This is a genomic window from Streptomyces sp. SPB162 (assembly GCF_029504575.1).
In the GTDB taxonomy this organism is placed as follows: domain Bacteria; phylum Actinomycetota; class Actinomycetes; order Streptomycetales; family Streptomycetaceae; genus Actinacidiphila.
This window is the reverse complement of record NZ_JAQFII010000001.1, coordinates 4,205,442-4,227,801: the sequence shown is the minus strand read 5'-3', so window position 1 is coordinate 4,227,801 and position 22,360 is coordinate 4,205,442. Positions and strand designations below refer to the sequence as shown.

The 22,360-nt window shown below is 72.1% G+C and carries 22 protein-coding genes; 2 read left to right on the top strand and 20 right to left on the bottom strand.

Translation table 11 applies throughout. The annotated features are described in order from the left end of the window. Positions 1-16: 16 nt before the first annotated feature. Entirely contained in the window at positions 17-691 is a 675-nt protein-coding gene (locus tag M2266_RS19345; protein WP_138357072.1) for a Crp/Fnr family transcriptional regulator, read from the top strand. A 138-nt stretch (positions 692-829) separates the two neighbouring features. Here M2266_RS19345 and M2266_RS19340 read toward each other — a convergent pair whose 3' ends face one another. From M2266_RS19340 to M2266_RS19260, 18 genes are all read right to left on the bottom strand, one after another. Beyond that, positions 830-1,489, bottom strand: coding sequence for a response regulator transcription factor (locus M2266_RS19340; RefSeq protein ID WP_277439317.1), 660 nt, complete (start codon positions 1,487-1,489; stop codon positions 830-832). Then, positions 1,486-2,904 (bottom strand): histidine kinase, encoded by a 1,419-nt coding sequence (locus tag M2266_RS19335; protein ID WP_277439316.1) that lies wholly within the window; start codon positions 2,902-2,904, stop codon positions 1,486-1,488. Before M2266_RS19335 ends, M2266_RS19340 begins: the two co-directional genes overlap by 4 nt. Before the next feature lie 121 nt (positions 2,905-3,025). After that, positions 3,026-4,000: an alpha/beta hydrolase gene (locus M2266_RS19330; protein WP_277439315.1), complete on the bottom strand. Its 975-nt coding sequence runs from the start codon at positions 3,998-4,000 to the stop codon at positions 3,026-3,028. A gap of 3 nt (positions 4,001-4,003) precedes the next feature. Beyond that, entirely contained in the window at positions 4,004-5,314 is a 1,311-nt protein-coding gene (gene kynU / locus M2266_RS19325) for a kynureninase (RefSeq protein ID WP_277439314.1), read from the bottom strand. Then, the gene (locus M2266_RS19320; protein ID WP_277439313.1) at positions 5,307-6,164 is read right to left on the bottom strand and encodes a tryptophan 2,3-dioxygenase family protein; all 858 of its coding nucleotides are present in this window, start codon (positions 6,162-6,164) and stop codon (positions 5,307-5,309) included. Before M2266_RS19320 ends, kynU begins: the two co-directional genes overlap by 8 nt. 81 nt (positions 6,165-6,245) lie before the next feature. Next, positions 6,246-7,052, bottom strand: a complete 807-nt coding sequence (locus tag M2266_RS19315) for a DUF3152 domain-containing protein (protein WP_277439312.1) — start codon at positions 7,050-7,052, stop codon at positions 6,246-6,248. 446 nt (positions 7,053-7,498) lie between these two features. After that, entirely contained in the window at positions 7,499-7,912 is a 414-nt protein-coding gene (locus M2266_RS19310; protein WP_277439311.1) for a DUF3151 domain-containing protein, read from the bottom strand. 119 nt (positions 7,913-8,031) lie between these two features. Further along, on the bottom strand, positions 8,032-9,054 hold the full coding sequence (gene fbaA / locus M2266_RS19305; RefSeq protein ID WP_277439310.1) for a class II fructose-bisphosphate aldolase: 1,023 nt from the start codon (positions 9,052-9,054) through the stop codon (positions 8,032-8,034). A 215-nt stretch (positions 9,055-9,269) separates the two neighbouring features. Beyond that, positions 9,270-9,809 (bottom strand): orotate phosphoribosyltransferase, encoded by a 540-nt coding sequence (gene pyrE, locus M2266_RS19300; protein ID WP_138357064.1) that lies wholly within the window; start codon positions 9,807-9,809, stop codon positions 9,270-9,272. Between the two features lie 60 nt (positions 9,810-9,869). Continuing rightward, positions 9,870-10,667: an aldose 1-epimerase gene (locus M2266_RS19295; protein ID WP_277439309.1), complete on the bottom strand. Its 798-nt coding sequence runs from the start codon at positions 10,665-10,667 to the stop codon at positions 9,870-9,872. 51 nt (positions 10,668-10,718) lie between these two features. Beyond that, on the bottom strand, positions 10,719-11,525 hold the full coding sequence (locus M2266_RS19290) for an SRPBCC domain-containing protein (protein WP_277439308.1): 807 nt from the start codon (positions 11,523-11,525) through the stop codon (positions 10,719-10,721). Positions 11,526-11,720: 195 nt separating this feature from the next. Beyond that, positions 11,721-13,310: a polyamine aminopropyltransferase gene (locus M2266_RS19285; protein WP_277439307.1), complete on the bottom strand. Its 1,590-nt coding sequence runs from the start codon at positions 13,308-13,310 to the stop codon at positions 11,721-11,723. A gap of 212 nt (positions 13,311-13,522) precedes the next feature. Beyond that, entirely contained in the window at positions 13,523-14,044 is a 522-nt protein-coding gene (locus M2266_RS19280) for a DUF2617 family protein (RefSeq protein ID WP_277439306.1), read from the bottom strand. A 266-nt stretch (positions 14,045-14,310) separates the two neighbouring features. Further along, the gene (locus M2266_RS19275; protein WP_277439305.1) at positions 14,311-14,622 is read right to left on the bottom strand and encodes a hypothetical protein; all 312 of its coding nucleotides are present in this window, start codon (positions 14,620-14,622) and stop codon (positions 14,311-14,313) included. A 120-nt stretch (positions 14,623-14,742) separates the two neighbouring features. Next, entirely contained in the window at positions 14,743-15,459 is a 717-nt protein-coding gene (locus M2266_RS32385; RefSeq protein WP_346780910.1) for an aminotransferase class I/II-fold pyridoxal phosphate-dependent enzyme, read from the bottom strand. Beyond that, positions 15,456-15,911, bottom strand: coding sequence for an aminotransferase class I/II-fold pyridoxal phosphate-dependent enzyme (locus tag M2266_RS32380; protein WP_346780909.1), 456 nt, complete (start codon positions 15,909-15,911; stop codon positions 15,456-15,458). Before M2266_RS32380 ends, M2266_RS32385 begins: the two co-directional genes overlap by 4 nt. A gap of 93 nt (positions 15,912-16,004) precedes the next feature. Then, a complete protein-coding gene (locus M2266_RS19265; RefSeq protein WP_277439304.1) occupies positions 16,005-16,718 on the bottom strand; it encodes a GAF and ANTAR domain-containing protein in 714 nt (237 codons plus the stop codon). 105 nt (positions 16,719-16,823) lie between these two features. Then, positions 16,824-17,591 (bottom strand): hypothetical protein, encoded by a 768-nt coding sequence (locus M2266_RS19260; RefSeq protein ID WP_277439303.1) that lies wholly within the window; start codon positions 17,589-17,591, stop codon positions 16,824-16,826. A 280-nt stretch (positions 17,592-17,871) separates the two neighbouring features. Here M2266_RS19260 and M2266_RS19255 point away from each other — a divergent pair, with 280 nt between their 5' ends. After that, positions 17,872-19,086, top strand: a complete 1,215-nt coding sequence (locus tag M2266_RS19255; RefSeq protein WP_277439302.1) for a hypothetical protein — start codon at positions 17,872-17,874, stop codon at positions 19,084-19,086. A 21-nt stretch (positions 19,087-19,107) separates the two neighbouring features. On the opposite strand, the gene M2266_RS19250 is transcribed toward M2266_RS19255, so the two are convergent. Further along, entirely contained in the window at positions 19,108-19,659 is a 552-nt protein-coding gene (locus tag M2266_RS19250) for a YbjN domain-containing protein (RefSeq protein WP_277439301.1), read from the bottom strand. Positions 19,660-19,752: 93 nt separating this feature from the next. Beyond that, positions 19,753-22,356 carry an ATP-dependent chaperone ClpB gene (gene clpB, locus M2266_RS19245; RefSeq protein WP_277441269.1) on the bottom strand — a complete coding sequence of 868 codons (2,604 nt, stop codon included), beginning with the start codon at positions 22,354-22,356 and terminating at the stop codon, positions 19,753-19,755. Positions 22,357-22,360: the final 4 nt, after the last annotated feature.

Genomic DNA, 22,360 nt, shown 5'->3' with positions numbered 1-22,360 from the left:
GACAAGGAGAGAGCTCGTGGACGACGTTCTGCGGCGCGCGGCGCTTTTTGCGGCGCTCGATGATGAGCAGGCCGCTGAACTGCGCGCCTCGATGACCGAGGTCACGCTCGCGCGTGGCGACGCGCTGTTCCACGAGGGAGACCCCGGGGACCGGCTCTACGTCGTCACCGAGGGCAAGGTGAAGCTGCACCGCACCTCCCCCGACGGCCGCGAGAACATGCTCGCCGTCATCGGCCCCGGCGAGCTGATCGGCGAGCTGTCGCTCTTCGATCCCGGCCCCCGGACCGCCACGGCCACGGCGCTGACGGAGCTCAAGCTCCTCGCCCTGGGCCACGGCGACCTGCAGCCCTGGCTGAACGCCCGGCCCGAGGTCGCGACCGCGCTGCTGCGCGCTGTCGCGCGTCGGCTGCGGCGCACCAACGACGTCATGTCCGACCTGGTCTTCTCGGACGTGCCCGGCCGTGTCGCGAAGGCGCTCCTCGACCTGTCGCGCCGCTTCGGCGTGCAGTCCGAAGAGGGCATCCACGTGGTGCACGACCTCACGCAGGAGGAGCTGGCCCAGCTCGTCGGCGCCTCGCGCGAGACCGTCAACAAGGCGCTCGCCGACTTCGCCGGCCGCGGCTGGCTCCGTCTGGAGGCGCGTGCGGTGATCCTGCTCGACGTCGAGCGGCTCGCCAAGCGCAGCCGCTGACGGACCCGGTCCCTCCGCCGTCCCACCGCATACCGAAGGCCCCGCCCCTCACGGGGGGCGGGGCCTTCGGTACGTCCTGAGGGCGCCTGGAGCGCCCTCTGCCGGGCCCATGGCCCGCGGAGGCGCCCATTCCGCCTGTCAGCCCCCCGGGGTCACCAGACGGGCCTCGTAGGCGAAGACAGCCGCCTGAGTGCGGTCCCGGAGTCCGAGCTTGACCAGGACCCGGCTGACGTGGGTCTTGACCGTGGACTCGGCGACGACGAGGTGCGAGGCGATCTCGGCGTTCGACCGGCCCTGGGCGACCAGGACGAGGACCTCCGTCTCGCGGTCGGTGAGATCGCCGACGCGGTCCTGGGCCGGCGGCCTGGGCGTACCGAGCCGGGAGAACTCGGCGATCAACCGCTTGGTGACGGCCGGGGCGAGCAGCGCCTCGCCGGCGGCCACGATCCGTACGGCGTCCCCCAGCTGCCGCGCCGAGGCGTCCTTGAGCAGGAAGCCACTGGCTCCGGCGCGCAGCGCCTGGTAGACGTACTCGTCCAGATCGAAGGTGGTCAGGACGAGGACCTTGGCGTCCGCGTCGGCGGCGACGATCTCGCGGGTCGCCTCCAGGCCGTTGACCTCGGGCATCCGGATGTCCATCAGGACGACGTCGGGGCGGAGCGCGGCCACCTGGGCGATGGCCTCCCTGCCGTCCACCGCCTCGCCCACGACCTCGATGTCGGGCTGCGCGTTGAGCAGGACGGAGAAGCCTTCCCGGACCATCATCTGGTCGTCGACGATCAGCACCCGGATCGTCATGCGGGTTCCCCGGTGGACTTGACCAGCGGCCACGGCTTCCGCTGCGGCTCCTGTTTCGGTCCCGGCTGGGGTTCGGGCGGTTCCGGCTTCCGGTTCGCCGGTTCCGGTTTCGGGTCCGCGGCCACCGGGATGAAGACCGTCACCTCGTAGCCGCCTTCGGCGGTGGGCTCCGCCGTCATCTCGCCGCCCAGCATCGACACCCTTTCCCGCATGCCCAGCACCCCATGGCCCGCTCCGTGGGACGGCCGGACCTCCCCGGTGGCCGGGCCGTTGACGACCCGCAGGCCGAGGCCGCCGAGGACATAGCCGATCTCGACGCGGGTGGCGGCGCCCGGAGCGTGCCGCAGCGCGTTGCTGAGCCCCTCCTGGACGATCCGGTACGCGGAGAGCTCCACGCCCTGCGGCAGCGTCCGGACGGCGCCCGTCACCACCTTGTCGACGTCCGCGCCCGTGTCCCTGACGTTCGCCAGGAGCGAGTCGAGGTTGGCGAGGGTGGGCTGCGGCGCCTCGGGGGCGCTGTCGGCGAAGGCGTCGGGATCGTCGGCCCGTACGACGCCCAGGACGCGGCGCAGCTCCGTGAGGGCGGCCACCGCGTTCTCCCGGATGATCGCGAAGCTGCGGGTCAGTTCGGCCGGCGGGTCGTCGACGCGGTAGGGCGCCGCCTCCGCCTGGATCGCGATGACGGACATGTGGTGCGCGACGACGTCGTGCAGCTCGCGGGCGATCGTCGTGCGCTCCTCCAGGACGGTCCGGCGCGAGCGCTCGACCTCGGTGACCGCCACCTGCTCGTCGACCTTCGCCTGCGTCTCGCGCCAGCCCTTGGCCAGCACCACGACGAGCAGCACGAAGAACGACGCGAGCGCCATGGCGAAGGAGTCCGAGGCCCGCTCGGGTGTCGTGAACGCGAACACGGCGCCCAGGAGCACCGTCAGCAGCCACATCTCCGCGGCCACCCGCGGCCGGGTGCGCTTCGCGACGACCGCCATCACCACCAGGTGGGAGACGAATCCGGTGGCCGACCACGGCCACTGCGAGAACTCACCGGCCGCTGCACCGGAGAGGAAGGCGGCGCCGAACGACAGCCACCAGCCGCCGATCGGCCGGAAGAGCACGGTCACGAGCGGAATCCCGGTGAGGAGGGCGGTGGCCAGTGCCGCCCCGCCCCCGTCGCTCTCGTGCAGGTAGCCCACCAGCATGAGGAAGCAGGCGAAGGCCGCCAGGCGGGCGTGCGGCAGCCAGCGCGCGGACTCGCGGAGCCGCTCGGGGAGTCGGCGCACGATCGGGCCGCCGATGGAGCGCGGCGGCATCGGCCGGAAGGCGAAGGCGTCGGTGACCAGGTCGTCACGCAGCCCCTTCAGCGCGCTCCGGGCTATACGGAGCTCGGTCCGCAGCGTGGTCTGGTCGGTGTCGGTCACGTTCACACACTAGGCAGCCGCCGCGGGCGCGTCGTCCACACCGCAGCCGATCTCCGGGCGTCCGTCTCAAGGACTACACGGGTCCGCCGGAGGGCCGCCGAGGCGGCCCCGGCACCGCCGGCTACCAGGCGAGTTGCGCGATCTCCTCGACGACGACGGCGCACGCGGCGGCGGCCGGGTCGATCAGCGGGAAGTGTCCGACGCCGTCCAACACCGCCTCGACGACCTCCTCGCCCGCCAGTGCCGCGGCGTCCGCGAAAGCCCTCGCGACCTGCGGCGGAACCACGTTGTCAGTGGTGCCCTGCACGATGGTTGTAGCGATACCGGTGGGCAGCAGCACGGCGGGATCGGCGTGGGGCAGCCGCGCCGTGACGTGCTCGGGTCCGCCGAGGAACTGCACGACGGCGTCGGAGCACACCCGCAGCCGGATCGCGGACGCGAAGTCCGCGACCGGCGCGAGGGCGACGACTCCGCGCAACGGGGGAGGCGAGGGGCGATGCCAGGGGGAATCGGATGGAAGGACGTTGCGGGCGGCGGCCCACAGCGCCAGGTGGCCGCCCGCGCTGTGCCCGGTGAGGACGACGCGCCGGGGGTCCACGGTGTCCGCGCCCAGCGTCCGCACCGCGAGCGCGGGCAGGGCGTCCACGGCGGCGGCGACGTCGTCGAGGGTGTCCGGCCAGCGGCCCGCGGGAGGGGTGTCCTCGCGTGGGTGGGCGCTGCCGTCGCCGCCGGCCGGCGGTTCCTCGCCGCCGCGCCGGTACTCCACCGACGCCACGGCGAAGCCGCGGCCGGCGAGGTGGGCGGCGAACGGCGAGATGTGCTCGCGGTCGTAGCGGGCGCGCCAGGCACCGCCGTGCAGGACGATGACGAGCGGCGCGGGCCGCACCGGAATCCCGGGTGCCGACCGCGGCCGGTAGAAGTCGGCGATCTGGTCGGGAAGTTCGCCGTAGGCCGCGGTCGCGTCCGGGGGGACGGCCGGGTGCGCGAAGGCCGACGCCTCCTCCGCCTCCGCACGCTGAGCGGCGGCCTCCGCCCGGCGGAGGCCGGCCGGGGACGGCGCGCGGGGGGTGGCGTGCTCGGGCGTGGAGGCGGGCATCGGTTATCGGTTCCCTTCACCGGTTTCGTGGCCGGACGGTGCGCCGGCTTCGCCGTCGGCTCCCCCGGTCTCCGCGCCGGGCTTCGCTCCGGCTTCCTCGTCAACCTCGCGGAGCACGTCGGCGAGGACCCGGGCGGCCTGCTCCGCGTCGGCGAACCGCGTGTAGAGCGGGGTGAAGCCGAAGCGCAGGACGTCGGGGCGCCGGTAGTCGCCCACGACGCCGCGGGCGGTCAACCGGCGCATGACCTCGCCCGCGTCGTCGCAGCGCAGCGCGACCTGGCTGCCGCGCTGTTCGTGCGCGGCGGGCGTGACGGACGAGACCCGGCCGGACGGCACGTACCGCTCGACGCATGCGAGGAAGAAGTCCGTCAGCTCCAGGCTCTTGGCCCGTACGTCCGCGATGGCGACACCGTCCCAGACGTCGAGCGCAGCGTCGAGGGCGAGCAGCGACAGGATGTCCGGGGTGCCGACGCGGCCGCGGACGGAGCCTTCCGCGGGGCTGTAGTCGGAGCTCATGCCGAAGGGGTCGGCGTGCGAGTTCCAGCCCGGCAGCGGCGAGTCGAAGCGCGGCTGCAGATCGCGCCGTACGTACAGATACGCGGGCGCGCCGGGGCCGCCGTTGAGGTACTTGTACGAGCAGCCGACGGCGAGGTCCACCCCGTGCGCGTCGAGGTCGACCGGCAGCGCGCCCGCGCTGTGGCACAGGTCCCAGACGACCAGGGCGCCCGCCGCGTGGGCGGCGGCCGTCGTACCGGGCAGGTCGTGCAGCCGCCCGGTCCGGTAGTCGACGTGGTTGACGAGGACGACGGCGGTGCGGTCGCCCATGGCGTCCGCCATGGCCCCGGCTTCGACGGCCCGGACGGTACGGCCGGTCATCCTCGCCGCCGACTCGGCGAGGTAGCCGTCGGTCGGGAAGGTCGCGGCGTCCACGAGGATCTCGGTGCGGTCCTCCCCCGCCATCCGGACCGCGGCCACGACCGCTTTGAAGACGTTGACGCTGGTGGAGTCGCCGGCGACGACCTGGCCGGGAGCCGCGCCTATCAGCGCGCCTATGCGGTCCCCGATCCGCTCGGGCGCCGTCCACCAGCCGCTCTCGTCCCAGGAGCGGATGCGCAGACTGCCCCATTCGCGCTCGATCACGTCGCGCAGCCGCGGCGCGACCGTGGTCGGGAGGGCGCCCAGGGAGTTGCCGTCCAGGTAGACGGTCTCGTCGAGGGTGAACCGGTCCCGGATCTTCGCGAGCCCGTCGGCGGCGTCGAGCCGCCCGGCCCTCTCCCGCAGCTCGGCCCTCTCCCGCAGCGCGTCGTCAGACATGGCTGCGCGCCGTCCAAAGCTCGGGGAAGACGTTCTTGGCGGCACGTTTCTCCAGCCACGCCACGCCCGCGGAGCCGCCGGTGCCCGTCTTGGCGCCCATCGCGCGCCGGGTCGCCACCAGGTGGTCGTTGCGCCAGCGCCAGACCAGCTCGGCGACCTCGGTCAGCGCCTCGCCCAGCCGCAGCAGGTCGGCGTCACCGGCAGCGGATTCGCCAGTGGTCCCGGAGGCGGAGTAGATCCGCTGCCAGGCCCGCTCGACGGCCGGGTCGGGCTCGTAGCGCAGCGAGAGGTCGCGTTCGAGGAGCTTGGCGGGGATGTCGTGGCCGCGCCGCTGCAGCAGGCCGAGCACCTCGTCGTAGAGGCTCGGCTCGTGCAGGGCCTTCTCCAGCTCGGCGTACACCCGCGGCGAGCCGCGGTGCGGGACGAGCATGGACGCCGACTTGTCGCCGAGCAGGAACTCCAGCCGCCGGTACATCGCCGACTGGAATCCGGAGCCCTCCCCCAGAGCGCTGCGGTAGGAGTTGAACTGACCGGGGGTGAGGTGCGCGAGCGGCTTCCAGGAGGCGTTGAGCGACTCGAGCTCGTAGGTGCTGCGCTTGAGGGCCGCCATGGCCGTCGGGATGTCGTCCTCGCGGAGCGCCTGCCCCGCGGTGTGCCACTCGTGAACGAGGACGGTGAACCACAGCTCCATGACCTGGGTGGCGACCAGGAAGACCATCTCGCCGGGATCGTCGGAGAGGGTGTGCTGAAGATGGGTGAGGACATCCGCCTGAACGTAGTCCTCGTAAGGGGTGGTGCCCTGGAAGTCGAGGTTCGGGGTCTCCGGACCCTCGGCTGGTGTTTCGGACATATCCGTTCCCTTCAGGATCTCGGCCCGGGGTCGCCGGGCCACGCCGAGATCATCTGTCGAGGGCGGTGATTCGGCAAGGGCTCAGGTGACGGACGGGCCGCTGATGTAGTGCCCCTGACGGTCGTACGGCCAGGCGTTCGGTTTGCAGCCGTTGAGGCCCTTGATCTGCTGCATCATCGCGGGCGCGAGCTTGCCGGGACCGGGGCAGCCCTCATGGCCGTGGCCGAGGCTGTGGCCGACCTCATGGTTGATGATCAGGGCACGGTAGTCGGATATGGGGCCGGTGAACGTCGGCGAGCCCAGGATCCACCGCCGCAGGTTCACCACGACGCCGCCGGGGACCTCGCAGTTCAGCTCGTTCCCGGTGTCCATGTGGATGGCCGCCAGGCAGAGCGAGTCCGCGGTGTCCGGGGTCGCTATCCGGATGACGAGGTCCGCGGTGCCGGACGACACCTGGCGGAAGCCGTGCTTGCCGTCGCGGGTCCAGCTGCGGGGGTCCGCGAGGATCTTCGCCACCTCGTCCACCGCCTGGTCGGCGGAGATCTGGATGCCGTCCTCCACCTGGACCCGGTAGGTGAGGATGGTGCCCTTGCCGACCGTGGAGCCGCTGCCCTTGCCCTTGCCCGCCTTGAAGGTTCCGGGCCCCGACTTCGGCACGGAGGCCTGCTTGTCCGTGCCCTTCGTCGAGCTGGGCGACGCGGGTGTCGTGGGGGTCTTGGACCCCGTGCTCGGCGACACGTCCTCGGACACGGCGGGCGCCGGGGAGGACGAGCCGGGCGGCGAGGCCGTGGCGGAAGCGTCCACCGCGTCGTGGGAACCGCCGCTCCACCACGCGGCGGCACCGCCGACCAGCACGGCCAGTGCGGTGAAGGTCAGCAGCAGCCGCACGCGCCGCTGGGCACGGCGCCGCCGCCGCGCGGCCTCGCTCCGACGTCCCCGTGGACTGGGACCGCGCTGTCGGTCACCGCCGGCCACCGGTGGGTGATGGGTCAAAGCTCCCCCTGAAGGCGCCACCGGAGTGGCTGCCTCCCGGCCGCCGACTGCTCCCACGGTGCTCACAGACAATGACGCTCACAATCACACATGGGTTCGGTCCAACGCCAAACCGCATGAATTTTTGTCTGTCTCTGCGCTGTTTCGGGGGCAATCGACGACCGGCGGTAGAGGCGGGATCTGCCCAACACGTCGGTGACGCGGGCGAGTTCCGTCGTGAGACCCGTCGCGAGTCGCCGCGCGCGTTCTGCCGGCTGAGCGGCTCGACTCAGCGGCTCAACTCAACGGATCAGCTCGGCGGATCAACTCGGCGGATCAACTCGGCGGATCAACTCGGCGGATCAGCTGAGTGTGTCGGCCGCGGTGGGCGAGCTGTCGCGGAGGAAGGACGAGCAGCGCTCGTACTCCTCCTGCTCGCCGATCGCCTGCGCGGCGCGGGCGAGGGCGTGCAGCGCGCGCAGGAAACCGCGGTTCGGCTCGTGCTCGAACGGCACCGGGCCGTGGCCCTTCCAGCCGGCCCGGCGCAGCGCGTCCAGGCCCCGGTGGTAACCCGTGCGGGCGTAGGCGTAGGACTCGACGACCCGGCCCCCTTCGAAGGCGTCGTCGGCGAGCCGGGCCCAGACCAGAGAGGACGCGGGGTACTTGGCGGCCACCTCTGAAGGGGCGGTGCCGGAGGCGAGCAGCTCGCGCGGCTCCGGGTCGTCGGGCAGATGGGTCGGGGGCGGGCCCCCGAGGAGGTCTTTGTGAATGGCCATGGTTTCCAGTCTGCCCTGTCCCGGACGGCAAGAGGCCCCCCGGGCCGGAACGGCGGGCTCGGGGGGCCTCTACGGAGCGGCGCGGCGGCTCACTGCGAAGCGCCGCTGCTCACCACCGGTTACTTGATCTTGTTGCCCGCGGACCGCAGGTTCTCGGCGGCCACGACGACGCGCGCGGCCATACCGGCCTCGGCGGACTTGCCCCAGACGCGGGGGTCGTAGACCTTCTTGTTGCCGACCTCGCCGTCGACCTTCAGGACACCGTCGTAGTTGCGGAGCATGTGGTCGGCGACCGGGCGGGTGAAGGCGTACTGCAGGTCGGTGTCGATGTTCATCTTGACGACGCCGTTCTCCAAGGCCTCGTTGATCTCCTCGATCGTCGAGCCGGAACCGCCGTGGAAGACGAAGTCGAAGGCGTTGGCCTTGCCGTGCTTCTCGGCGACCGCCACCTGGAGCTCCTTGAGGATCTCCGGGCGAAGGACGACGTTGCCCGGCTTGTAGACGCCGTGCACGTTTCCGAAGGACGCGGCCAGCAGGTAGCGGCCCTTCTCACCCAGGCCGAGGGCCTCGACGGTGCGGAACGCGTCGTCCGGGGTGGTGTAGAGGGAGTCGTTGATCTCGTGCGAGACACCGTCCTCCTCGCCACCGGTCGGGGTGATCTCCACCTCGAGGATGATGTTGGCCTTGACGGCCTCGGCGAGCAGCTCCTGCGCGATGGCGAGGTTGTCGTTGAGGTTCTCCGCCGAGCCGTCCCACATGTGCGACTGGAAGAGCGGCAGGCGGCCCGCGGCGACGCGGTCCCGCGAGATCTTCAGCAGCGGGCGGACATACGCGTCCAGCTTGTCCTTCGGGCAGTGGTCGGTGTGCAGCGCGACCGTGACCGGGTACTTCTCGGCGACGATGTGTGCGAACTCCGCCAGCGCGACCGCGCCGGTGACCATGTCCTTGCTGTACTGGCCGCCCAGGAACTCCGCGCCACCGGTGGAGATCTGGATGATGCCGTCGCTCTCCGCCTCGGCCAGCCCGCGCAGCGCGGCATGCAGCGTCTGCGACGAGGTCACGTTGATGGCCGGGTAGGCGAACTTGCCTGCCTTCGCCCGGTCGAGCATCTCGTTGTAGACCTCGGGGGTTGCGATGGGCATTTGTCCGCTCCTCGTGATGTGCGGGTCCTGAAACTGCGGTCCGACGCCGTTGTCGGCACCATCCTCCCAGAGACCCGCTCGAACACCACCTCGGTGCGCACCTCGCATGCGAAGACCCCCTGGAGGTTCCACGTGGAACCTCCAGGGGGCCGGAAAAACCGCAGGTCAAGCCCGTCTGGCCGGGAGCGGCTGGGAGCCACCGGGAGCTGCGGAGCTCAGCCGAGGTCGAGATCGGCCAGCGAGTAGGCGGCCAGATACGGCAGTCCCGCCGCCTCGATCGCCGGCGCGGCGCCGCGCTCCACGATGACGGCGACGGCGACGACCTCGCCGCCGGCCTCGCGCACCGCTTCGACGGCGGTCAGCGGGGAGCCGCCGGTGGTCGAGGTGTCCTCGACGACCAGGACGCGGCGGCCCTTGACCTCGGTGCCCTCGATCCGGCGCTGCATACCGTGCGCCTTGGTCGCCTTGCGGACGACGAAGGCGTCGAGTCGGCGGCCGCGCGCGGCCGCCGCGTGCAGCATCGAGCCCGCCACGGGGTCGGCGCCGAGCGTCAGGCCGCCGACGGCGTCGAAGTCGAGGTCCTTGGTCAGGTCGAGCATCACCTGGCCGGTCAGCGGCGCCGCCTCGCCGTCCAGGGTGATCCGGCGGAGGTCGACGTAGAAGTCGGCCTCCAGCCCGGAGGAGAGGGTCACCTTGCCGTGGACCACGGCCTTGTCCTTGATCTGCTGCAGCAGGGCTTCGCGCACGTCACTCATGGCGTCGAGATTAGCCGCCGCCACGGGCTCGGGCGGAATCCGAGCCGGTCGACCGACCGGTCAGCCCAGCCGCTCCCAGGACCAGACCGTCGTGATCTCCAGCGGATCGATCGGGGTGACGAGGCGCGGCAGCGTGTTGAGACCGTTCGGCGGCCCGGACTGCGGTTCGACGCACACGGCCTCGGGCTGCTCGTCGTAGACCACGACCCACTCGGTCGGACTGGTCACCCGCACCCGCAGCTCTCCCGGCCAGGTCAGCGCCACGTCCACGCCGTCCGGCATGCCGAAGCAGTCGTCCCACGGCGCGGGCTTCGGCTCGACGCGCTTGCCCGTCGGCAGGTGGTCGTCACCGCGCTCCTCCTGCCACGCGGGGCTGAACTCCACCTCGACGTCGCGGCCGCCCTGTCCGAGGTTGCGCAGGAACCAGGGGTGCCAGCCGGCCTGGGCCGGGAAGGAGTCGTCGGACGCCTCCACCGACAGGGTCATCCGCAGCTCGTTCTCACCCAGTTCGAGCGTCTGCGTGACGCGGCCGCGGTACGGCCAGGGGTCCGCCAGGTCGAAGTAGTAGGACGCCGCCACGTCCGTACCGCCCCGCGCCTCGCGCCACGCGGTGTGGCGACCGGTGCCGTGGATCGCGTGCGGGGCCGCGTCCACCGGCAGTTGGTGGACGACTCCGCCGTTGCGGAACCGGCCGTTCTCGGTCCTGCCGCACCACGGCACCATGATGAACGCGCCGTACCGGTCGCCCTGGCGCAGCAGTTCGGTCCCGCCGACCGTCAGCGAGGCGATCCGGCAGCCGTCCTGCGGCACCACGGTCAGTTCGGCGTCGCCCGCCGTCAGTTTCTTCCCAGTCGTCACCCTGTGAGCGTAGGGCCTGCCCCGCGATCGCGGGCGCCCCGCCCCCGCCCGCTACCGGCGGCGCCGCAGGACCCGGCCCACGACGACGGCGGAGGCCACCAGAACCGCGGCGGCGGGCGCCGCCCAGCGCAGGGTCGCGGTGGTGGAGGTGGTCGCGGCGGAGGGCGCGGGGGCGTAACGGCCGCGCGGCGGTGCGTGGTCGACCTCCTCCGCGCTGCGGCCGATCATGGTGCGGCGGGCGTGCGCCGCCTCGGCCGGAGGTTCGAGGTCGTCGAGCTCCGCGGCGGTCTCCGGGACCTCCACGTCGACCTCCACGTCCTCGTCGGTCAGCTCCACCTCGACCAGCGCGATCTCCTCGGCCGCCTCCGACTCCCCGCCCTCGTCGGCGCCGTCGAGGCCGTCGACGACATCGGGTTCCTCGGGCAGTGCCGGGAGTCCGGCCGTCAGTTCCGCGGTGAAGCGGTCGAGGAGCCGGCGGGCCGCGGACTCACGGGCGCCGTCATCGAACGTGGCGAGCCGCCCCTCGGCCGTCGTGCTGCCGTTGAAGGAGAACATCGTGCCGGGAACGGCCTGGTCGGCCTCCTCGACGAGCACGCCGAGAGTGAACTTCACGGTGCCGGTGCCACGGGCCTCGACGCCCTCGCCCTCGACGGAGAAGCCGCCCTCGCGCTCGGTGACGCGGAGCGAGCCGCGGTAAGTGATCGTCGAACCGCCGACGCGCACCCGCAGCCGGCCGGTGAGAACGTCGCCGCCGGGGTCGGCCTGCCAGCCGGGCAGGCTCGCCACGACGCGCGCCGGGTCGGCGAGTGCCTGCCGAATGGTTTCCGCCAGGACCGGAACGAACACCTCATGCTCCATGCGGGGAGCCTACCGACCCTCGGCCGCACTGGGCACCGTGTCGCACCTCCCGGCATGGTCACCGGGCCGCGCCGGGTCCCGGACCGCACCGCGGTTCCGGGCACGGAAGCGGAACCTTCCGGGCCCCGGAGGCAGATCTCCCGTGCCCCGGAGGCAGAACCGCCGACGCGGCCGGACGCGAGGCGGTCACGCCGGTCATCCGCCCACCCGCGGTCGCATCAGCGTGGAGGGCGGGAGCCCGTCCTCGCGGGAGACCCTGGCCGCCTCCCCCAGTGACCACAGGATCGCCGGCGACAGCGAACGCAGCGGTGGCGCGTCCGACGAGAGGCGCAGCTCGGGGCCCGCGCGCGAGGCCAGCACGAAGCCCCAGTCGGTGGGGCCGGCGTCGGCCCGGCCGGACCAGCGGTCGGGTCCCGACGGGGGCCCGCAGTCCCGGCCGCCGGTCAGGTACGGCACGGTGCGCAGCCCCGTGGCCCGCACCGTCGCGTCGATCGTCCAGTAGGCGTGCGGGGACGCGCTCGGGGAGCCCGCGTGGACGGCGAGCCGCCCGTCCCGGGCCAGCGCGCGGCCGGCCAGACCGTAGAACTCCTCGGAGTAGAGCTTCGCGCTGCGCGAGATCCCCGGGTCGGGCAGATCGGCGAGGATCACGTCGTACGGCCCCGGGCGGTCGGCCCGCAGCCAGTCGAAGGCGTCGGCGGTGACGGTGCGGACCCGCGGGTCCGCGTAGGCGTGCCGGTTGAGCGCGACGAGGTCGGTGTCGGTGCGGGCGAGCCGGACCAGCTCGCCGTCCAGGTCGACGACGGTCACCGACGTGACGTCCGGGTACCGGAGCACCTCGCGCAGCGCGAGGCCGTCGCCGCCGCCGAGGATGAGGACGCGGGAGTGCCGGCCGGCCATCGCCGGGTGCACCAGCGCCTCGTGGTAGCGGTACTCGTCGGCTCCGCAGACCCGTAGGCGCCCGTCGAAGAAGAGCTGGACGGGGGCGCCCGAGCCGCCGGTGAGGACGATCTCCTGCACGTCGGTCTGCTCGGCGACGCGCACGTCACCGCCGTACACCGCGCGCCGCGCGGCCTGTTCGAACGGTCCTGCCGCCAGAGCGGCGGCGCCGAGCACCGCCAGCACGCCGAGGTTGGCGACGAGCAGCTGGTTGCGGGCGCGCGGGGTCAGGTCGCCGCGGAACAGCCACAGCACCATCGCGGCGCCCCCGACCGCGTTCACCGCGCCGGTGACCAGCGCGCCGGTGAGCTGCCCGAACGTCGGCAACAGCAGGAAAGGGAAGGCGAGTCCGCCGAACAGCGCGCCGACGTAGTCCGCGGCGAACAGGTCGGCGACGGCGCCGCCGGCATCCTGCCGACGGATCCGCTGGATGAGCGTCATGAGCAGCGGGATCTCGGCGCCGATCAGCACACCGATGACGAACGCGCAGACGATCACCGCCGGACGCGCCATCCCGAACCATGCGAAGCACGCGTACAGCGCCATCACCGAGAGGCCGCCCACCAGCGCGAGAGCCGCCTCCACCGCCGCGAAGCCGACGGCCGCGACGCACCGTATGTGCTTCGCGAGCACGGAGCCGACGCCCATGGCGAAGACCATCACCGACAGGATGACGGAGGCCTGGGTGACGGAGTCACCGACGAGATACGAGGCCAGGGCGACGAGTTCGAGTTCGTAGACGAGCCCGCAGGCGGCGCAGACGAAGACGGCGGCGAGGACCAGCGCACGGGCCGGGCCGACCGGTACGGGGAGCCGCACGGCGGACTGGCGACTTGTCTGGTCGATCATGAATGAACGCTATGTCAGGGTTGCGGTCGCAATTGTCACCCACAGGGGTGCATTTCACGGCACTTGATGCCTCGTGGGGGCGCCTCGCGTACCACCAGGGCTCGTAACGGCGCGCTCCGAGCGTGACCGCCGAAGCGCACTCCGTTCCGTGGGACGCGGACTGGCGCGCGCCGGCCGCTCGCCGCCCCGCTCCCCGCGCCCCCGCCGCCCGGCTACGGAAGGGCACTGATGCGCGACCTTGTCGCCACCAACCGCCCTTCCTGCGGATACGCGTGCCAGGTGCGCCACCGGACGCTGCCCTCGCCGCACTGGACGAGCATCGCGGTGAAAGCGTGCGGATCTCCGGGAAACGTTCCCGCGAGGCCGTGCGGATGGTCCGCGACGAGTGCGAGCAGTTCCTGAGCCCGGCCCGCGAAGGAGCCACGCGACAACGTCTCGACCCGTGCGGCGAATTCGTAGTCCCAGGTGCCGATCCGTTTGGCGACACCGAAAGGGAGTGGAGTCTGACTTCCCGGGATGCAGGCGACGGTTTCCGAACAACCGCCGTCCTCGGAGTCGATGAGTACCTGGTGGGAGGCGCCGAGCAGACGCATCTGCACCTGTACCGGGGGCTGGTCCGCGCCGCTGAGCCGGAGGTCGAGCAGGGCGAGCGCGGGTAGCGCTTCCTTGCCCAAACACCAGGCCAGGTCTCCGGCACGGGTATCGGTGTAAGCGGTATGGAGAGTGGTGAGCATGGGTCGGCTCCGCAAGCACGCAGTGGATGGTGGGCCGACTCGCACCAGCGGGGTTCTGGCGGGAACATACGTCGGCTCGTGCCCACGTGGGGTCCGGTAGATACGGAATCATGAAACGCGGGGTGCCCCCAGCGTTTTACCCAACTACGGGCGCTTTACATCCCCAAGAGCGCGTAACGGTTCAGGTGTTCACCACAACAGCGCCCGACGGGTGACGGTTCCGCCGGGCGCATATGCGAATGGCCAGGGGCCACACGCAATTCCGATCAGCTGCTTCCGCAGCCCCCGCCACCCCCGCAGGACGAGCCCCCGCCGCAGGAATGCCCGCCGCCGCAGGAGTGGTGGCCGCCCCCGCCGTCGTGACCACCTCCGCCGTGGTGACCGCCCCCGCCGTGGTGGCCGCCGTCGCCCGAGTCCCCGGACGCCCACCAGCTGGTGCTGCCGCCGGCCGCCGCGTTCACCCGACTCCGGCCGCGCCCCCGGGCCTTGCGCCGGTTCACCGATTGCTGCCGGGCGCTCACGCCCAGCGCCACGGCGATGATGACGACCAGTGTGAGACCAACGAGGAATGCACTCATCTTCCCCGCCCCCCGTCTTCGTGAGCTGTGAACTTCTTCGTGCGACGGTGATGCCCCAGCCGAATCCCCCCGAAAGCAGAGTTGAGGAAGTCCAGAGGTTCGGACCCTATTACCGTGAACTCAGCGCGCCCGGACCAGTTGATCCACCGCGGCGCGCACCGATTCCTCGCGCTTGCAGAAGGAAAATCGAACAAGCCACGAAGGAGCGTCCTGCCCCTGGTAGAAAGCCGACGTCGGAATCGCGACGACGCCCGCCCGGTCCGGCAGTTCCCGGCAGAACGCCACCCCGTCCGCATAACCCCAGGGCCGTACGTCCGCCTGGAGGAAGTACCCGGCCTCCGCGCGGTACGGGCGCAACCCGGCCTGCTTCAGGCCGTCGCTCAGCAGGTCGCGGTTGGCGCGCAGGGTGTCGCGCAGCTCCGCCGCCCACTCCTCGACGGAGCCGAGCATCCGGGCCAGCGCCTCCTGGTACGGAGTGCCGGAGGCGTAGGTGAGGAACTGCTTGACGGATCCGACCGCGGCGACGAGCGGGGCCGGACCGCAGATCCAGCCGACCTTCCAGCCGGTGACGTTGAAGGTCTTGCCCGCCGAGGAGATGACCAGCGTCCGCTCCCGCATGCCGGGCAGCGCCGCGATCGTCCGGTGCGGGGTCCCGTCGTAGACGAGGTGCTCGTACACCTCGTCGGTCACCACGGTGAGCGAGTGCTCCCGGCAGACGTCCGCGATCTCGTCCAGCTCCGCGGCCGTGAACACCTTGCCCACCGGATTGTGCGGGGTGTTGAGCACCAGGACCCGGGTCCTGGGCGTCACGGCGGCGCGCAGCGCGTCGGCGTTCATGACGAAGCCGTCGCCGTCGGCCTCCAGCGGGACGCGCCGACCAGGGTGGCGCCGCTGAGCCGGGCAGCGGCGGGATAGGCGTCGTAGCAGGGATCGAAGGCCAGGATCTCGTCACCGGGGTCGCAGAGCGCGAGCAGCGCCGCCGCGATGGCCTCGGTGGCACCGGTGGTGACCAGCACCTCGCCGTCCGGCCGGTAGTCGAGCCCGTAGCGCCGCAACTGGTGTTCGGCGACGGCGGTGCGCAGCGCCGGGAAGCCGGTGGCGGGCGGGTACTGGTTGCTGCCCGCGAGCACGGCCTCCGCCACGTCCTTGAGCAGCGTCGAGGGGCTGTCCAGCTCCGGCACTCCCTGTCCCAGGTTGACGGCCCCGGTCCTCCTGGCCAGCTCCGTCATCTCGGTGAAGATCGACGTTCCGACGCCCCGCGCCCGCGCGGCCGGACTCCACTCACCCATGCGTTCCCCACTTCCCTGAGCCCACGCGAGCCCATGCGAGCCCGCGACAGAAGGCTCACGATAGGCGGCGGTGGACGGTCCGCAGGGGGACTACTAGACGCGTTCGGGCTGGAACCCGCCGATGACGATGTCGTGCGCGACATCGCTGAGCAGCCGGCGCTTGGCGCGGGCGTGGCGGCGCATCGCGTGGAACGCCTCGTCCACCGTGGTGCCCCAGCGGGCGGCCAGCACGCCCTTGGCCTGTTCGATCGCGATCCTGCTGTGCAGGGCGGTGTGCAGCTGGGTGGTGAGCGCCGCGTGCCGGCGCAGCGTCTGCTGGTGCAGGATGCCGATCGTGGCGGCGTCCGCCAGCGCCTGTGCCAGCCGGACGTCGGCGCCGCTCAGCGGCGCCGCGCCGGTGCGCAGCAGGAGCAGCGAGCCGATCACCTCGCGGCGCAGCCGCATCGGCAGCGCGCAGACCACGCCGAACCCGGCCCGGCGCGCCTGGCCCGCGAAGGCCGGCCACTGCGGCGTGGAGCGGGCGACGTCGAACGGCCCGACCGGCGCCCCGGTGCGGTAGCAGTCCAGCGCCGGGCCCTCGCGCTGGTTCAGCGCCAGCAGGTCGGAGACCTCGGCCCGGTTGTCGGAGGTGGCGGCCGGCTGGAGGTTGGCGCCGGGCAGCGCGAGCATGATCGCGGCGGCCGACACCTCCAGCAGCTCCACGCACCGAATGGACAGCTGATGGAGGAAGTCGATGATGTCGAAGTCGTCGATCAGCGTGTCCGCCAGCTCGACGAAGACGTCGGCCAGTCGTTGTTCCCGGTCCATGCCCGCCTTCCTCCCTGCCGCCGCATGTGGTCCCGGGGTCGCGCGCTGCACGGCCTCGCCCCGGTCGGTCCTGGTCCGGTCCCCGTCCGTCACGGCGCCTCCGGATCACGGGGCAGGTACAGACGGTTGCTGATGATGTCGCGGGCCACGTCGAGGATGGGCCGCCCCTCGGCGTACGCGTAGGCGCGTAACCGCACCAGTGCCTCCGGCAGCGGCACGTCCAGCCGGACGCTGCTGATCCCGGCCGCCTGGTGCACCTCCGCGCGGTGCAGGTCCCCCGAACCCGGTCAGAAACCCGGTTCCGAAACCACGGGTCCCGTTGTCGCCGGCGCTCTCCCTGCCGGCCGGGTGCCCGGTCCCCGTCCCGGTGGCGAGGACGGCGGGGCCCGTCTCGCGCGGCCCCAGCGCCAGCAGGTAGACGGCCATCGCGTCGGCGATGGTCAGCGCGTCCGCGACGGCCTGCTCGCCCAGCGGCCCCGGCCGGTGCCGGTGGCCGGTCATCGCGCCGAAGCAGATCGCCCCGAGCCGCAGCGGGAAGGCGAAGACCGCCAGCACCCCCGAGTCGACCGCGGCGGGGACGAAGGCGGGCCAGCGCTCCCCGAACGCACGCTCCAGATTGGACTCCAGGTTCAGCGAGCCGTCCCTTGCCGCCTCCACGCTGGGTCCTTCGCCGAGCGTGAACTGCAGATCGTCCAGCCGTGCGCTCTCCGCGTCGCTGAACCACAGCAGCTCCGTGCCCTCCGAGGCCACCGAGATCGCGATGCCGTCCACGTCGAGCACCTGCGCGCAGACCCTGGCCCAGTCCCGCGGTGGTCCCTGACCGCCACTCAGGACCAGGACCCGGATCAGTTCAGTGACCTTGGTATCCACCATCTCGCGCTTCCCCTGACAGGCTGACGCTGCGGTGTCCGCGCCCAACGGTGTTCTGCCGAAGCCCTCTTGCGACACCGTTCGATTCCAGGATGCTCCCGCCCCCCGGGCCGGGCAAGGGTCTCCGCCGAGCGGGTGATTGCTACTCCGCGTACGCCCGGCAGCACGTTGCGAGCAGGATGATCGGCACATAAGCACGCATAGTCGTACCGTCATACCCGCCGCTCCGAGCGGAGCCGGGCGGACCCGACGGCGCCCCGACCGGGCCGAAAGGAGCGGTACGGTGCACACGGCCGAGCCGGTCCCGTCCAGCCCCCGAACCACCGGGTCGCACGCCGAGCGCGACCCGGTGCCCGGTCGCGCGCCCGCCCGGCACGGCTCCCTGCGCCGGGCCGCCCCCGCGCTGATCCTCTTCGCCGCCGGCCGGCTGGTCGGCGGCGTGCTGGTGACGGCGTGGGCGCTGCGGGTCGGGCTGCACCCGCGCAGCCTCTTCGGGCAGAGCTGGGACGCGCGCTGGTACGAGCGGATCGCCGAATGGGGCTACGGAACGTTCTTCCCGTCCACCGGCACACCGGGCATGAGCTACAGCGACCTGGCGTTCTTCCCGCTCTACCCGGCGCTGATCAGGGCCGGCGACGCCGTCCTGCCCTTCGGCCGGATCAACACGGCGCTGCTCATCGCCTGGAGCGCCGCCGCCCTGGCCGTGTGGGGGATCTACGCGATCGGCGAGCACCTGCACGGCCGCCGGGCCGGGATCGCCCTGGTGCTGCTGTGGGGGCTGCTGCCGCACTCCGTCGTGCTGACGATGGCGTACACCGAATCGCTGCTGACCGCCTGCGCCGCCTGGGCGCTCTACGCGCTGCTCACCCGGCGGTGGCTCCTCTCGGGTGTGCCGGCGCTGCTCGCCGGGCTGGCCCGCCCGAACGGCATCGCGGTGGCCGCGGCCGTCGCCGTCACCGTCGCCGCCGACGCCTGGGCTCGCCGCCGGGCCGGGCTGCCGCAGGACCGCGCGGCCTGGGCGGCCGCGCTGGTCGCGCCGCTGGGCTGGTGCGGATACGTCGGCTGGGTGGGGCTGCAGACGGGCCGACCGCTCGGGTACTTCGACGTGCAGGGCCGCTGGGGCTCGCGGTTCGACTTCGGCCGCAGCTCCCTGGAGTACACCAGGCACCTGATCCTCGGCAGCGACCGGCTCATGAGCTACGTGGTCGTCGCGATCATCGCGGCCGCGCTGCTGCTGCTCGCCCTGACGCTGCTGGACCGTGTCCCGCTGCCGCTGGCGGTCTACTCGGTCGTACTCGTGATCATCGCGTTGGGCGGCTCGCACTTCTTCGGATCCAAGCCGCGCTTCCTGCTGCCGGCCTTCCCGCTGCTGATCCCGGCCGCCCTGGCACTGGCGAAAGCCCGGCCGCGCACCGCCGCCGTAGCGGTGGCCGCGCTGGCCGGGCTCTCGTTCTTCTACGGGACGTACCTGCTGACGGTCGTCTCCGCGCCGGTCTGATCCCCGCGGGGGACCGAGGCGTCAGGCGTTGTCGCCGTCGGTGCCTTCGTCGCCCTTGGGGCCGCCGTCGGCGTCCACGTCCTTCTCCAGTCCGAGGGTCTCCACGACCCACTTGTCGAACTCGATCGAGGCGCGTACCCAGCTGACCGTGCTGGAGACGAAGTGCTCCAGGTTGACGCCCAGGCCGATCAGCATCTGCGCCTCGCCGATGAGGCGGACGGAGCCGTCGTCGTGCGTGTGCGTGTAGACCTTCGGCCACAGGGTGCGGCGGTTCCAGTCGTCGATGACCTCGTGCAGCTGCGGCTTGTCATCGACGGTGTACGGCCGGTCGTAGAAGGTCCGGACCGCGAAGATCTGCTGGTCCTCCTCGCCACGGAACATGAAGTACGCGCGGAATTCCTCCCACGGCGCCGCGAGGTCACCCTCGTCGTCGACGACGAACTTCAGCTCCATCTGTTCGAGCAGCTGCTTGACCAGGTCCTGGTCGGGGATGACCGCGCCGGCAGCGGGGCCGTTCTGCTCGGGGTCCGGCTGGCCCCCGAAATTCGGAATCGAGGACGGATCGATGCTCACCGTGGAGTTCCCTTCGTACGGATTCCTTCCATCCTCCCCCATGCGCCGAGGGGTCTGGCAACCCCCGGCGGATCCACGCCGGGGGTTGCGGAGTCAGACCGCCTTGGACAGGGACGGCGCCGGGCCCACGATCAGGCCCTCGCCCACCCGGTCGACCCGGACGGTGTCGCCGTCGGCGACCTCGCCCGAAAGGATCGCGCGGGCCAGCGGGTCGCCGATCGCGGTCTGCACGAGGCGGCGCAGCGGCCGCGCGCCGTAGGCGGGGTCGTTGCCCTCCTCGGCGAGCCAGTCCAGGGCCGTGTCGGTGACGTCCAGGACCAGCCGGCGCTCGCGCAGGCGCTCGGCGAGCCGGTCGGTCTGCAGCCGGGCGATGTGCCGCAGCTCGCCCTTGGACAGCGCGCTGAAGACCACGATGTCGTCGAGCCGGTTCAGGAACTCCGGCTTGAAGGACATCCGTACGGTCTCCAGGACGCTCTCCTTCTTCTCGGCGTCCCCCAGCACCGGATCGACCAGGTACTGGCTGCCGAGGTTCGACGTCAGGATCAGGATCGCGTTGCGGAAGTCGACGGTACGGCCCTGGCCGTCCGTGAGCCGTCCGTCGTCGAGCACCTGCAGCAGCACGTCGAAGACGTCGTGGTGCGCCTTCTCGACCTCGTCCAGCAGCACCACGCTGTACGGGCGCCGCCGGACGGCCTCGGTGAGCTGGCCGCCCTCCTCGTAGCCGACGTAGCCGGGTGGGGCGCCGACGAGGCGGGCGACGGAGTGCTTCTCGCCGTACTCGCTCATGTCGATGCGGACCATGGCGCGCTCGTCGTCGAAGAGGAAGTCGGCGAGCGCCTTGGCCAGCTCGGTCTTGCCGACGCCGGTGGGGCCGAGGAAGAGGAACGATCCGGTGGGCCGGTCGGGGTCGGCGATGCCGGAGCGCGAGCGGCGCACGGCGTCGGAGACGGAGCGGACGGCCTCGGTCTGGCCGATGAGCCGGCGGCCCAGCTCGTCCTCCATCCGCAGCAGCTTCTGGGTCTCGCCCTCCAGCAGCCGGCCGGCCGGGATGCCGGTCCAGGCGCCGACGACGTCGGCGATGTCGTCGGGGCCGACCTCGTCCTTGACCATGGTGTCCTTGGCGGCGGCCGCCTCGGCCTCGGTGGCCTCGGCCAGCTCGGCCTCCAGCCGCGGCTTCTCGCCGTAGAGCAGCTTGGACGCGGCCTCGAAGTCACCGTCCCGCTGGGCGCGCTCGATGTCGGTGTTCACCTCGTCCAGGCTCTCCTTGATGGCGCCGACGCGGTTGAGGCCCTCCTTCTCCTTCTCCCAGCGAGCGGTCAGGCCGCGCAGCTCCTCCTCCTTGTCGGCGAGGTCCTTGCGCAGCTTCTCCAGCCGCTGGACGGAGGCGGGGTCGGTCTCGTTCTTGAGCGCCATCTCCTCCATGCGCAGCCGGTCGACGGAGCGCTGCAGCTCGTCGATGGCCACGGGCGAGGAGTCGATCTCCATCCGGAGCCGGGACGCGGCCTCGTCGACCAGGTCGATGGCCTTGTCCGGCAGGAACCGGGAGGTGATGTACCGGTTGGACAGGGTGGCGGCGGCCACCAGCGCCGAGTCCGCGATCTGCACCTTGTGGTGCGCCTCGTACCGGCCCTTGAGGCCGCGCAGGATCGCGATGGTGTCCTCGACAGACGGCTCGGCCACCAGCACCTGCTGGAAGCGGCGCTCCAGCGCGGGGTCCTTCTCGATGCGCTCGCGGTACTCGTCGAGCGTGGTGGCGCCGACCATCCGCAGCTCACCGCGGGCCAGCATCGGCTTGAGCATGTTGCCCGCGTCCATGGCCGAGTCGCCGCCGGCGCCCGCGCCGACGACCGTGTGCAGCTCGTCGATGAAGGTGATGACCCGGCCGTCGCTCTCCTTGATCTCGGAGAGCACCGCCTTGAGCCGTTCCTCGAACTCGCCGCGGTACTTGGCGCCCGCGACCATCGCGCCGAGGTCGAGCGAGACCAGCCGCTTGTTGCGCAGCGACTCGGGCACGTCGCCCTTGACGATGCGCTGGGCGAGGCCCTCGACGACGGCGGTCTTGCCCACGCCCGGCTCGCCGATCAGCACCGGGTTGTTCTTGGTGCGGCGGGACAGCACCTGGACCACCCGGCGGATCTCCTGGTCCCGGCCGATGACCGGGTCGAGCTTGCCCTCGCGGGCGGCGGCGGTGAAGTCGGTGCCGTACTTCTCGAGCGCCTTGTAGGTGCCCTCGGGATCCTGGCTGGTCACGCGTTGTCCTCCCCGGGCGGACTCGAAGGCGTCCAGCAGCTTCTTGGCCGTGACGCCCCGCTGCGAGAGCAGTTCGCTGGAGCGGCCGCCCTTGACGGCGATGCCGATGAGCAGGTGCTCGGTCGAGATGTAGTCGTCCCCGAGGTCCTTCGCGCGCTGCGACGCGTCCGCGACGACGGCCAGCAGCTCGCGGTTGGCCTGCGGGGGCGCGACCGTGGCGCCCTGGACGACAGGGAGCGCGGCGACCACGCGATCGGCGTCCGCGCACAGCTCCCGGGCGTCGGCGCCGACCGCCGCCAGCAGGTCCACGATGTTCTCGTTGTCGGGCCCGCCCAGCAGGGCGCGCAGCAGATGTGCGGGGGTGAGGTCCGGGTTGCCCGCGGACACCGCGTCCGCGTTCGCGGTGTTCAGCGCTTCCCGGCTCTTGTTGGTCAGCTCCGCTTCCACGGCC

Excerpts from the sequence above, each read along its gene's own strand:
- M2266_RS19340 (WP_277439317.1), bottom strand. The coding sequence starts at position 1,489 with ATGACGATCCGGGTGCTGATCGTCGACGACCAGATGATGGTCCGGGAA.
- M2266_RS19290 (WP_277439308.1), bottom strand. The coding sequence starts at position 11,525 with ATGGAGCATGAGGTGTTCGTTCCGGTCCTGGCGGAAACCATTCGGCAG.
- M2266_RS32385 (WP_346780910.1), bottom strand. The coding sequence starts at position 15,459 with ATGAACGCCGACGCGCTGCGCGCCGCCGTGACGCCCAGGACCCGGGTC.
- M2266_RS19265 (WP_277439304.1), bottom strand. The coding sequence starts at position 16,718 with ATGGACCGGGAACAACGACTGGCCGACGTCTTCGTCGAGCTGGCGGAC.
- M2266_RS19310 (WP_277439311.1), bottom strand. The coding sequence starts at position 7,912 with ATGGCCATTCACAAAGACCTCCTCGGGGGCCCGCCCCCGACCCATCTG.
- M2266_RS19275 (WP_277439305.1), bottom strand. The coding sequence starts at position 14,622 with ATGAGTGCATTCCTCGTTGGTCTCACACTGGTCGTCATCATCGCCGTG.
- pyrE (WP_138357064.1), bottom strand. The coding sequence starts at position 9,809 with ATGAGTGACGTGCGCGAAGCCCTGCTGCAGCAGATCAAGGACAAGGCC.
- kynU (WP_277439314.1), bottom strand. The coding sequence starts at position 5,314 with ATGTCTGACGACGCGCTGCGGGAGAGGGCCGAGCTGCGGGAGAGGGCC.
- M2266_RS32380 (WP_346780909.1), bottom strand. The coding sequence starts at position 15,911 with ATGGGTGAGTGGAGTCCGGCCGCGCGGGCGCGGGGCGTCGGAACGTCG.
- M2266_RS19285 (WP_277439307.1), bottom strand. The coding sequence starts at position 13,310 with ATGATCGACCAGACAAGTCGCCAGTCCGCCGTGCGGCTCCCCGTACCG.
- M2266_RS19320 (WP_277439313.1), bottom strand. The coding sequence starts at position 6,164 with ATGTCCGAAACACCAGCCGAGGGTCCGGAGACCCCGAACCTCGACTTC.
- M2266_RS19260 (WP_277439303.1), bottom strand. The coding sequence starts at position 17,591 with ATGGTGGATACCAAGGTCACTGAACTGATCCGGGTCCTGGTCCTGAGT.
- M2266_RS19280 (WP_277439306.1), bottom strand. The coding sequence starts at position 14,044 with ATGCTCACCACTCTCCATACCGCTTACACCGATACCCGTGCCGGAGAC.
- M2266_RS19330 (WP_277439315.1), bottom strand. The coding sequence starts at position 4,000 with ATGCCCGCCTCCACGCCCGAGCACGCCACCCCCCGCGCGCCGTCCCCG.
- fbaA (WP_277439310.1), bottom strand. The coding sequence starts at position 9,054 with ATGCCCATCGCAACCCCCGAGGTCTACAACGAGATGCTCGACCGGGCG.